The 11,931-nt window shown below is 46.5% G+C and carries 10 protein-coding genes and 2 pseudogenes; 6 read left to right on the plus strand and 6 right to left on the minus strand.

The features are described 5' to 3' along the window. Positions 1 to 470 precede the first annotated feature (470 nt). From mfd to DBZ16_RS03370, 5 genes and pseudogenes are all read left to right on the plus strand, one after another. A pseudogene (gene mfd / locus DBZ16_RS16610) lies at positions 471 to 2,711 on the plus strand (transcription-repair coupling factor); the annotation flags it as partial. Between the two features lie 313 nt (positions 2,712 to 3,024). Continuing rightward, entirely contained in the window at positions 3,025 to 3,768 is a 744-nt protein-coding gene (locus DBZ16_RS14755) for a hypothetical protein (RefSeq protein WP_159070294.1), read from the plus strand. Positions 3,769 to 3,892: 124 nt separating this feature from the next. After that, positions 3,893 to 4,342 (plus strand): hypothetical protein, encoded by a 450-nt coding sequence (locus DBZ16_RS03360; protein WP_240600205.1) that lies wholly within the window; start codon positions 3,893 to 3,895, stop codon positions 4,340 to 4,342. Between the two features lie 32 nt (positions 4,343 to 4,374). After that, positions 4,375 to 5,187: a hypothetical protein gene (locus DBZ16_RS03365; protein WP_107812909.1), complete on the plus strand. Its 813-nt coding sequence runs from the start codon at positions 4,375 to 4,377 to the stop codon at positions 5,185 to 5,187. 86 nt (positions 5,188 to 5,273) lie between these two features. Continuing rightward, positions 5,274 to 5,840 carry a hypothetical protein gene (locus DBZ16_RS03370; protein WP_107812910.1) on the plus strand — a complete coding sequence of 189 codons (567 nt, stop codon included), beginning with the start codon at positions 5,274 to 5,276 and terminating at the stop codon, positions 5,838 to 5,840. A 324-nt stretch (positions 5,841 to 6,164) separates the two neighbouring features. Here the strand turns inward: DBZ16_RS03370 and ilvC are convergent, their stop codons facing one another. From ilvC to DBZ16_RS03400, 6 genes are all read right to left on the minus strand, one after another. Beyond that, positions 6,165 to 7,178, minus strand: a complete 1,014-nt coding sequence (ilvC, locus tag DBZ16_RS03375; RefSeq protein ID WP_107812911.1) for a ketol-acid reductoisomerase — start codon at positions 7,176 to 7,178, stop codon at positions 6,165 to 6,167. 73 nt (positions 7,179 to 7,251) lie between these two features. After that, complete coding sequence (locus DBZ16_RS03380) at positions 7,252 to 7,545, minus strand: putative quinol monooxygenase (RefSeq protein ID WP_003674893.1); 294 nt, start codon at positions 7,543 to 7,545, stop codon at positions 7,252 to 7,254. Between the two features lie 61 nt (positions 7,546 to 7,606). Further along, positions 7,607 to 8,098 (minus strand): acetolactate synthase small subunit, encoded by a 492-nt coding sequence (ilvN, locus tag DBZ16_RS03385; protein WP_029609678.1) that lies wholly within the window; start codon positions 8,096 to 8,098, stop codon positions 7,607 to 7,609. Positions 8,099 to 8,109: 11 nt separating this feature from the next. After that, entirely contained in the window at positions 8,110 to 9,837 is a 1,728-nt protein-coding gene (gene ilvB, locus DBZ16_RS03390; protein WP_070498008.1) for a biosynthetic-type acetolactate synthase large subunit, read from the minus strand. Positions 9,838 to 10,240: 403 nt separating this feature from the next. Next, entirely contained in the window at positions 10,241 to 11,233 is a 993-nt protein-coding gene (locus tag DBZ16_RS03395; RefSeq protein ID WP_107812912.1) for a Rieske 2Fe-2S domain-containing protein, read from the minus strand. 81 nt (positions 11,234 to 11,314) lie between these two features. After that, positions 11,315 to 11,767, minus strand: coding sequence for a hypothetical protein (locus tag DBZ16_RS03400; RefSeq protein ID WP_107812913.1), 453 nt, complete (start codon positions 11,765 to 11,767; stop codon positions 11,315 to 11,317). Positions 11,768 to 11,783: 16 nt separating this feature from the next. Between DBZ16_RS03400 and DBZ16_RS15620 the strand changes: the two are divergent. Continuing rightward, a pseudogene (locus DBZ16_RS15620) lies at positions 11,784 to 11,846 on the plus strand (transposase); the annotation flags it as partial. Positions 11,847 to 11,931 lie beyond the last annotated feature (85 nt).

The following is an 11,931-nucleotide window of genomic DNA, read 5'->3' on the forward strand; positions in this document are numbered from 1 at the left end:
ACGGGACGGGCTATTTGTTCTGCACCGAAGAGCATCCGTTTTGGGCGGACAGGCTGATTGAACACAAGATCGATGAAAACGGTGTGGAAACGCTGGTTCGCGAGCCAGAGGGCTGGACGCCGGCTCTGGGATTGGAGGGGACGGAATGCCATTCCTTGCGGACATTTGATAATGATGTGGCGTATGTCAATACATTTGAAGACAGCAGTAAACTATTAGGAGCAATTTGTCCTGACCCAGATTGCCAAATTGTACGCGTTTACAATCCCAGCGATGCCATGGGTATTGTTGATTTTCGTAGGAACAAACCTTTGATTTTAAAGGTAGGAGGTATTAAATTTAACAGTATAACATCGGCAATGACAGGTTGCCTGCTGCCCACTGAAGAGGTACGTGAATATCCTAATACTGATAACCATCCTGATATACAGGCGATAGTTCCCTTGTTGAAATATGGTGAATGCGATCATGAATATTGCGACTATGTTTATAACATTGAAGTAGAGGATTATCACACTTATTTTGTCGGTCATACGGGTATCTGGGTACACAACTGCGCCCCATCCGCCACGGAGCGGGCTGTAAACGCCATCGCCGTCATCACCGAATCCGACCTCTACCAATACGTCGCCCGTTCGCGCGCCCACAACCGCCGCAAGAAACACGCCGCCGTTTCAGACGGCCTGTTGCGCGACCTTGCCGAAATCAACATCGCCGACCCCGTCGTACACGAAGAACACGGCATCGGGCGCTATATGGGCTTGGTAACGATGGATTTGGGCGGCGAAACCAACGAAATGATGTTGCTCGAATACGCGGGCGAAGCGCAGCTTTATGTACCTGTTTCGCAACTGCATTTAATCAGCCGCTACTCCGGCCAGGCGCATGAAAACGTCGCCCTGCACAAGCTCGGCAGCGGCTCGTGGAACAAGGCGAAACGCAAAGCCGCCGAAAAAGCACGCGACACCGCCGCCGAATTGCTCAATCTCTACGCCCAACGCGCCGCCCAATCGGGACACAAGTTTGAAATCAACGAGTTGGACTATCAGGCGTTTGCCGACGGCTTCGGTTACGAGGAAACCGAAGACCAGGCCGCCGCCATCGCCGCCGTGATTAAAGATTTGACGCAGGCGAAGCCGATGGACCGCCTCGTGTGCGGCGATGTCGGCTTCGGCAAAACCGAAGTCGCCCTGCGCGCCGCGTTTGTGGCGGTGATGGGCGGCAAACAGGTCGCCGTACTCGCCCCAACCACGCTTCTGGTCGAGCAGCACGCGCAAAATTTCGCCGACCGCTTTGCCGATTTCCCTGTGAAAGTCGCCAGTCTTTCGCGTTTCAACAACAGCAAAGCCACCAAAGCCGCGCTGGAAGGCATGGCGGACGGCACGGTCGATATTGTTATCGGCACGCACAAACTGGTGCAGGACGATATAAAATTCAAAAACTTAGGCTTAGTGATTATCGATGAAGAACACCGCTTCGGCGTGCGCCAGAAAGAGCAGCTCAAACGCCTGCGCGCCAATGTCGATATCCTCACCATGACCGCCACACCGATTCCGCGCACCCTCAGCATGGCGCTCGAAGGCCTGCGCGACTTCTCGCTGATTACCACCGCGCCCAGCCGCCGCCTCGCCGTCAAAACCTTTGTCAAACCCTTCAGCGAAGGCAGCGTGCGCGAAGCCGTGTTGCGCGAACTCAAACGCGGCGGGCAGGTTTTTTTCCTGCACAATGAAGTGGATACGATTGAGAATATGCGCGAGCGGCTGGAAACCCTGCTGCCCGAAGCCCGCATCGGCGTGGCGCACGGACAACTGCGCGAGCGCGAGTTGGAACAAGTGATGCGCGACTTTTTGCAGCAAAGATTCAACGTGTTGCTCTGTTCCACCATCATCGAAACCGGCATCGACATTCCCAACGCCAACACCATCATCATCAACCGCGCCGACAAATTCGGGCTGGCGCAACTGCACCAGCTTCGCGGGCGCGTCGGCCGCAGCCACCACCAAGCCTACGCCTACCTGCTCACGCCCGAATACATCACCAAAGACGCAGAAAAACGCCTCGACGCCATTGCTGCAGCGGACGAACTCGGCGCAGGCTTCACCCTCGCCATGCAAGATTTGGAAATCCGCGGCGCAGGCGAAATCCTCGGCGAAGGGCAGTCCGGCGAAATGATACAGGTCGGCTTCACGCTCTACACCGAAATGCTCAAACAAGCCGTGCGCGACCTCAAAAAAGGCCGCCAGCCCGACCTCGACGCACCGCTGGGCATCACCACCGAAATCAAACTGCACAGCCCCGCCCTGCTGCCCGAAAGCTACTGCCCCGACATCCACGAACGGCTCGTCCTCTACAAACGCCTCGCCGTCTGCGAAACCGTACAGCAAATCAACGCCATACACGAAGAACTCGTCGACCGCTTCGGTCTGCCCGAACAACCTGTCAAAACCCTCATCGAAAGCCACCACCTGCGCCTAGCCGCCAAAGCCCTCGGCATCACCGCCATCGACGCTTCAAGCGACACGCTCACGCTCACTTTCGGCAAACACACCAGCGTCGAGCCTGCCGATATTATTTTGCTGATGCAGTCTAATAAAAACTACCGCATGACCGGGGCAGACAAATTGCGCGTGAATGCGGTGATGGAAGACGTGGATGCAAGGGTGAGAACCGTAAGGGCGGTGTTGGGGAAATTGGGTGGGAATGCAGCCTGAAATAGGTTTTTCCCATTTTCAGGCTGCCTTTTTGTTATACGAATTGTCAAAATTATTATCCTAAAAAACATTCTTCTTTATTTTTTGCATATAAATTGCTTATTTTAGAATATGAGCAGCATATCCTAGCGAGTGGATTGGGGGGCAAACCCAATATTTTCAATTATTCCACTTTCCACTAGGCTGGGTCTCGTCCCAACCTACGCTTGCTGAACTATGTTTAATTTTATCGTTTTAACCTTGGGAGTAGAAAATTATGGACGTTATTGGAAAGAAATTGCACAAGCATCTACAAAAGAATCAAAGTATATATATGTTGATACCATCAGCCGTACTAACTATTTCAACGATAAATTATTTTTTCTGGCAACCTTTGTTTCCATGGAATCGTACTTCCATATATTGGTTACAATGGTTGCATATTATTTCTTTATTTTTTATTAGTTATCTATTGTTACAAAATTTAGATGAAAGCAAGAAGAGAAGTGATGGACTGTATAAAATACACGAATTGAATAATGCGTCAATTTATCAAATTATTTTTTTCTCTGTGATTTATTATATTTTTCCATTATTTTTAAAATCTTTTGCTTCTCCAAAATCATTTTGGGAGGTTTTTTATAATTCGCCCACAACGACAGGAACATTACAAACTTTTACTAGTATGTGTTTATACATATCAGTGTTTGGTTGGATCTCCCTTAATAAAAACAAAAAGAACGAATCATTCAATAATGAAGTGAAAGAGGTAATTAAATCATTACAATCCAAGTCTATCTACACATCGTTTATTAGTATATTTCTTATTAGTATTGATGAAATTTGTTACAAAGGACAAAATAATTTTTTATGGATTTTTCAATTTTGGGTTCTCTTTTACAGTATGAATATTTTACTTAAATCAAATATATTAGATAAGAACTCGGAAGGACAATACGCTTCCACAGAAGAGCAACAACGAATGGAGAAAAAGCCACAGCAAGCCCTAACTGCCAATGTAGAACAAAGCGTGATGCATACTTCAAAACAATCTGAAAAACAAACCGATCACGTATAACGTAGTGCGTGTAGCAAGCGTAGCCCGTATGGCGTAGGGCATACAGCTTTGCTGCGCACGCGGTTCAAGGTAGCCTGAAAACGATAAAAACCCATTTTCAGGCTGCCTTTTCAGCAAGCGTAGGTTGGGTTGGCAAACCCAACCTACATCTGCTGATCCAACAGCTTGCTATAAACCATGGAACTTGGTTCCTTCAATTTTAAATCCTACCGAGTTAATACTAAAAATGAATCTTAAAAAATATCTGATTACTTTACTCTTTATATTCTTTATACCGCAAAATACCATGGCTGATTCTTTTGAAATTTACAGATATTCGGGTAAAAAACTATCGATAGAAAAAGAATATTCCCAACCTTTATTTCTCTCCATGAAAGAAATAGAGGCTAAAGGATTAAATATCTCCGACTACAATATATCATGCAGCACTTACCTTGATAAAACAGAAAACAAATATTATGTTTTTACCTACTCTCCCCAAGTATTAAATCCTCATCATAGAGGTGGACATGGAATTATTGAAGTCCACATAAACGCTAAAACTCATGAAATCAAATCACATTTTTCAAGATAGCCCCTGCATTAGATACAAACAAGGCAAACTATATGAAAAATAACGATTCTCTGAGTTTTGATGCTTATTTGGCATGTAAGGATTTATCAGTTGCTGAATTACTCAATATTCTGCTGAATTCTAATACTCAAATTCAATACGAAGCAGCTAGAAGATTGCAATTTTTCCGGTATCGTGAAATTAAAGACATCGTTAAAAATGTTCTCTTAACAAGCCGGTATAGCCGGCATAGGGAAATTGCTGTTTTTATTCTCGGTCAGATTCAGAATAAGCTTGATAAATCCGAACTTAAAGAGGTTTTATCTCTTTTAATTCATTTTATAAACAACGATAAAAGCATTAACGTAAAATCCTCAGCGATATCCTCTTTAGGGCATTTGTTTCACCATTATGATTTAGGAGAGGAATTATTCCGCGCAATAGAAGAAAAAATTAAATTAATTTGGCAAATACATAGATATTCTATTGTTATTGCTACTGCGCTCAGCTCTGCATTTTTTTCCAAAAGGGATTATATTGAAGAATATCTAATAAAAAATTTAAATAGCAGACACCCCAAAGTTATCTCTTGGGTTGTGTATGCATTAAAAGAAAAAAGCTATCACTCGAAATCGATTGAAACTTTGCTATTGAACAGATTAGACCATTCTCGCGTAGAATCATATATTTATATTGAGATAGCTGCCTACCTAATCTCAATCAACTGTGAACAAATTATTCCATATATTGAAGATATGGTATTAACACAAAACAAAATTGATGATGAAATTTATATAGCACTTAAAAATAATTCATCAAAAAGTTTTTCATCCATAAGAAAAATAATGTTGGGGAAATTTCAATAAATTATTGGTATACCTTATAATATCCCATCTTTTATGCAGACAATTTTGTTTTATTCTTAAACTCTATTTAATAACAAGGATTTATAATGAAATCTCATTTTTTGATATTTTGCGCATTGCTTACATCTGTCAATATCGCCAAGGCTGATACGATGGAAACCATGCGTATGTACGATAAATCTTTGTCTAAGGTTTTGGTAGAAGCTGCCCGCGATGGCAGTTTTATTGACTTGGATAAAATCGGTCGCAGTATTGACATCCCCGAGTTGGCGCATGAAATCAATCGAACTGCTAACCATACGATAAAAAACGACAAGCAGTTCAACAGCACATACCATGTTAACCAACAACCCCATCAACAATACGGTATCCGCAGTATTTCGTTTGCTGAATGGTCGTCTGAAAAAGGCAAGATGAAGCAGCTTGAATTTGAACTTCACCATAATCGCTGTCCGTTACCACCTACAAACTATGAAGAGTTCGCAGGCAGCCCCAGCTTTATCGGCCATTTAGACGGTAAAGACATATCTATTCTTACGTTACCCGCTCCGGCAAAGGCAAAACTGCTTTTTATGAAAAAACGTAAAGACAACTGCACGGTCATGATTGTCCAAGAATTTATCATAGCCGATTTCGGACCTGAAATTCGTTAATAAAAAAGAACACTACAAACCACAGATAAAGCTTCGTCGCTATGTTCTGGTTTGAACTGAATCCACTATAACTTCCAACTCAAGCCAAAGGTCGTCTGAAATTCTCAATTCGTATAGTGGATTAAATTTAAACCAGTACGGCGTTGCCTCGCCTTGCCGTACTATTTGTACTGTCTGCAGCTTCATCGCCTTGTCCTGATTTAAATTTAATCCACTATATTTCAGACGACCTTTCCTCTACCGGAATTTTTAATTTCTCAAAATCTCAACGTAACAAAAAACCTGCCCGAATCATCGGGCAGGTTTTCTTATGGCTGAATTGAATTAGTTTTTGTCCAAGTCAACCAGTTTGTTTTTGGCAATCCAAGGCATCATGGAACGCAGTTGCGCGCCGACTTTTTCGATTTGGTGGTCGGCAGTCAGGCGGCGGCGTGCGGTCATGCTGGCATAGTTGACGGCGCCTTCTTGGATGAACATTTTGGCGTATTCGCCGGTTTGGATGCGTTTGAGGGCATTGCGCATGGCTTCGCGGGATTTGTCATTGATGACTTCCACGCCGGTAACGTATTCGCCGTACTCCGCGTTGTTGGAAATGGAGTAGTTCATGTTGGCAATGCCGCCTTCGTAAATCAGGTCAACGATGAGCTTCATTTCATGCAGGCATTCGAAGTAGGCCATTTCGGGCGCGTAGCCTGCTTCGGTCAGGGTTTCGAAGCCAGTTTTGATCAGTTCGACCACACCGCCGCACAACACGGCTTGTTCGCCGAAGAGGTCGGTTTCGGTTTCTTCGCGGAAGTTGGTTTCAATCACGCCGCCTTTGGTGCCGCCGTTGGCTGCTGCGTAAGACAGGGCGATGTCGCGGGCTTTACCGCTTTTATCTTGGTAAACGGCGATCAGGGAAGGTACGCCGCCGCCTTTCAAGAATTCGCTGCGTACGGTGTGGCCGGGACCTTTGGGAGCAACCATAATCACGTCCAAGTCGGCACGCGGTACGATTTGGTTGTAGTGTACGTTGAAGCCGTGTGCGAAAGCGAGTACCGCGCCTTGTTTCAGGTTAGGCTCGATTTCGTTTTTGTACACAACAGGCTGGTTTTCGTCGGGCAGCAGAATCATCACTACGTCTGCTTTTTTGGTGGCATCGGCTACGGACAATACTTCGAAGCCGGCCGCTTCTGCTTTTTTCCAAGAACCGCCTTGGCGCAGGCCGACTACTACCTTCACACCCGAATCTTTCAGGTTGGCAGCGTGGGCGTGGCCTTGCGAACCGTAGCCGATGATGGCGACGGTTTTACCTTTAATCAGGGACAGGTCGGCGTCTTTATCGTAATAAACTTGCATTTGATTTCCTTTGGGTAAAATGGATTCCGGCTTTGTGTTGAGGATGCCGGACGGTTGGATTGAGGGTAAAGGGTTAAACGGAGAGTTCTTCCATCAAAACGATTTCGAGCGCGTCGGTTTTGCCGTCGATGGCTTTAACGAAACCTTGGAAATGTTCGCTGGCGTTGTGCGCGTCGATGGCTGCTTGGGATTTCCAGTTTTCGACGAAGACGAAACGTTCGGGTTTGCCGATTTCCTGATGCAAATCGTAGCTGATGTTGCCTTCTTCCGCGCGGCTGGCTTTGACCAGGCTTTGGAACAAGGGTTTCAGCGTTTCCGTGTATTCAGGTTTGACGGTAACCAGTGCGACGATTTTAATGTTTGACATCAATCTCTCCTGCCGTTTTTGTTTTCAGACGACCTATCGGGTCGTCTGAAAACTGACGGTGTTAAATTTTCAAAATACGCTCGCCGCGGCCGATACCGGCTGCGCCTGTGCGTACGGTTTCCAAAATCTGGGCACGTCCGACAGTTTCGAGAAAAGAGTCGAGTTTGTCGGTAGAGCCTGTGATTTCGATGGTGTAGCTGCGGTCGGTTACGTCGATGATGCTGCCACGGTAGATTTCGGTCAGACGTAAAAATTCGTCGCGGTCTTTGCCGACGGCGCGGACTTTTACCAGCATCAATTCGCGTTCGACAAAACGGCTTTCGTTCAAATCGACCACTTTGATCACCTCAATCAATTTATTGAGTTGTTTGGTGATTTGTTCGATGACTTGCTCGTCGCCGTGGGTAACGATGGTCATGCGCGAGAGGGTTTTGTCTTCGGTCGGGGCTACAGCCAAGGAGTCGATGTTGTAGTCGCGAGCGGAGAAGAGACCGACCACGCGGCTCATAGCGCCTGATTCGTTTTCCATCAGAACAGATAAGATATGTCGCATTGTCGTTCTCCTTACGCTTTCGGGTTTTCGCGCATATGCGGCGGCAGGACCATTTCATCCAAACCTTTGCCGTTGCCGACCATGGGCAGCACGTTTTGTTTTTTGTCGGTCAAGAAGTCCATAAATACCAGACGGTCTTTTTGTTTGACCGCTTCCAAAAGCGCGCCTTCAACATCGGATTTTTTGTCCACACGGATGCCGATGTGTCCGTATGCTTCCGCCAGTTTGACGAAATCGGGCAGAGAATCGAAATAGGTTTCCGATTCGCGGTTGCCGTAATACAGCTCCTGCCATTGGCGAACCATGCCGAGGTAGCCGTTGTTGAGGGTAACGACGTTTACCGGAATGCGGTATTGGAAGCAGGTGGACAATTCTTGGATGTTCATCTGAATCGAACCTTCGCCGGTAATACAGAACACGTCTTGATCGGGAGCGGCGAGTTTCGCGCCCATCGCATACGGCAAACCTACACCCATCGTACCCAAGCCGCCGGAGTTAAGCCATTGGCGCGGGCGTTCGAACGGATAATATTGCGCTGCGAACATTTGGTGTTGCCCTACGTCCGAAGTGATGATGGCGGAGTTGTTGGTGATTTCGGCAAGTTTTTGCACGACGTATTGCGGTTTGATGATTTCGCTGTCGTTGTCAAACCACAGACAGTCTCGCGAACGCCATTCTTCGATGCTTTTCCACCATTTGTCTAAAGAATCGGAAGCGGGGGTCGTATCTTGTTTACCCCACAAGCCGATCATTTCAGTCAACACGTTTTTCACGTCGCCGACAATCGGAATATCGACTTTGACGCGTTTGGCGATGCTGGACGGGTCAACATCAATATGAATGACTTTTTTGGCTTTTTCAAAGAATTTGGACGGAACGGATACGACACGGTCGTCGAAACGCGCGCCCACTGCCAACACGACATCCGCGTTTTGCATGGCGAGGTTGGCTTCGTAAGTGCCGTGCATACCCAGCATACCCAAGAATTGGCGGTCGCTTGAAGGATATGCACCCAGACCCATCAGCGTGCCGGTACACGGTGCGCCCATCATACGGACGAACTTCGTCAGTTCTTCCGAAGCATTGCCCAAGATTGCACCGCCGCCGAAATAGACGATCGGACGCTTGGCAGAAGCCAACATTTGGACGGCTTTTTTAATCTGCCCGATATGACCTTGTACGACAGGTTGGTAAGAACGGATAAAGATGTCTTCCTGCGGATAGCTGAATTTCGCCATCGCCTGCGTTACATCTTTAGGAACATCGACCACGACCGGACCGGGACGGCCGCTGGCGGCGATTTGGAATGCTTTCTTGATGGTCTCGGCAAGCTCGTTGACATTGGTTACCAAGAAATTGTGTTTGACGCACGGACGGGTAATGCCGACCGTATCCACCTCTTGAAACGCATCCGTACCGATGAGCGAATTACCGACCTGTCCGCTGATGACCACCATCGGAATAGAGTCGCTGTATGCGGTGGCAATGCCGGTCAACGCATTGGTCACGCCTGGTCCGGAAGTAACCAGCGCAACGCCGACTTTGCCGCTGACGCGCGCATACGCATCTGCCGCGTGTACCGCCGCCTGCTCGTGACGTGCCAATATGTGTTTGAATTTATTGAGTTGAAAAATAGCGTCGTAGATTTCGATGACTGCGCCGCCCGGATAGCCGAAAACATACTCTACACCTTCGGCTTTGAGACTTTGCACTATGATTTGTGCGCCTGATAATTGCATAATGACCTCTTTTATACGGCTTCAAACCAATAGGGGCAACCCACCTCGCCACAGCACCTGTAATGCAAGCCCTCCAAGCAGCGGTTTAGGATACGCGCATTGAAGAAACACGGCGACAGTCAGACTGTCCAATCAATTGGGATGAAACACAGAGTTTATGAATGAAAGAATGCAAACGATAACGCAAACCGCCTGTTCAATCAAGACAAAATCTTTCATCTTTTAACATTATCCGAATACCGAAAAGATTGAGTATTGATTTTTATAAGATAAATATGTAAGCATCCAAAATATATTAATGAAAATTGTTGACAGTTTTTATAGAAAGGTCGTCTGAAACCTATTTTCAAATGTTTTCAGACGACCCTCTGGCTGCCATTCTTCTTTTCTTGTTTCACATTCCCTATAAACTCATTTCTCCCGTTTTGTCTATTCCTTCAGGCATATTTTCCAAGAAGAGATACAGCAAATGATCAATCACCAAATCATTTGTGGTACTGCAATAGGGCCTATTCGCATAATGTTCCTTGTGATGATGGTATTGGCTTTTGATAACAGCGGCATCTTGAACCATCAGACGTTCAAGAAACGGGCGGAACAAATGAAATTTGATAGGCAACGGAAAACGGCTTTTAGGGAAATGAACGCGGACATTCAAGCTCATGCTGCCCTTGCTTTGCGGAATAAAAAAGGCGGAAATCCGATATTCATGACTGTTCGGCGTGAAATAATCGATACGAACCAGTCCCGGAAATGTAAATGCCGCATTGTTGACGGTAATGCCTTTGTCGAATAACTTGTTAATCAATCCGTTTTGCTGTTGATTGAGGCGATACTGCGTTACGAAACCGCGTTCGTGGTGGCTCTGGCTGATTTGCATGCTTTGCTTGCCGTTGTTGCGCAGCAGTTTGGCATGGATATAGCGTGTATGGGTCGGATCAAGGAAGTTTTCGATGGCGTGGATAAAATCGCCTTCCATATATCGGACGGCGTTGGCGGTTTCAAAACCTTCCGGCGCTTCAAAATCGGCATACGGTTCGAAAGGAATATCAGAAACCAAACAGACCCACACCCAATCGTCGTACTCTCGGCATGGAAACGTAGGAACACTCTCAGCTTCTTCACAAGCACACATTCCGCCGACAACCGTCAAAACTTTGCCTTGCGCGTCAAACTCCCAGCCGTGATAACAACATTGGAGTTTGCCCGAAACGATTTTGCCCGCACTCAGCGGCACATGCCGATGCGGACAACAGTCATCCATACAGGCTGCTTGTCCGTTCAGCCGTACCAATACCAGCTGCTGTCCCAACAATTCGCGATGAACGGGTTTGTCTTTCAGCTGCTTGCTCGGTATCAACGGATACCAAGCGCGTTTCATTTTTTCTATGTTCATGGTTTGTGTCGTTTTATTTGATTGTGATGGCAAATCAACTTTTTTATGTTGATACACCTCTTTTGAAACTTACAGCATGGATTAACCTAGGCAGCTCTTGTGCTTATAGGGTCGGTAGGCTTTTCCATTAAAGCGGTAACGCGTTTCGGTGCAATATCCTGCATTGCCTTCTGTAACGGCGATATCGCGCAAACTGTTATGTTGTTTTGGCAAGATATTGATTCCATAGCCTCCGTCTTCCAACAAGACTTTTGATTTGCCGTGTTTGCTGGATAGGATTTGGAATTCTGTCAATGCGCTGCCGCCCATTGTGCAGACTGCGACGAAATATTTAGCGTCCTTTTTCTGGGAAAGCGAAACAGGCGCAACGGCAAAATCACCGCATTCGTTTTGTATGGATTTGAACGCAGACTCTACCTTTGCATTGGCGGAATATTGACGGAATGCCGGATTGCCCGATACTTCCAACGATATCGTTTCGGCGGATGCGGCCGCAGTGGCGGCAAGGCTGATGAGTAAAAACGTTTTTTTCATGATGTACTCCGTGTTTTATAGTGGATTAAATTTAAATCAGGACAAGGCGACGAAGCCGCAGACAGTACAGATAGTACGGAACCGATTCACTTGGTGCTTCAGCACCTTAGAGAATCGTTCTCTTTGAGCTAAGGCGAGGCAACGCCGTACTGGTTTAAAGTTAA

Origin of the sequence: Neisseria sicca (assembly GCF_003044565.1) — a bacterium.
Taxonomy (GTDB): Bacteria; Pseudomonadota; Gammaproteobacteria; order Burkholderiales; family Neisseriaceae; genus Neisseria; species Neisseria sicca_A.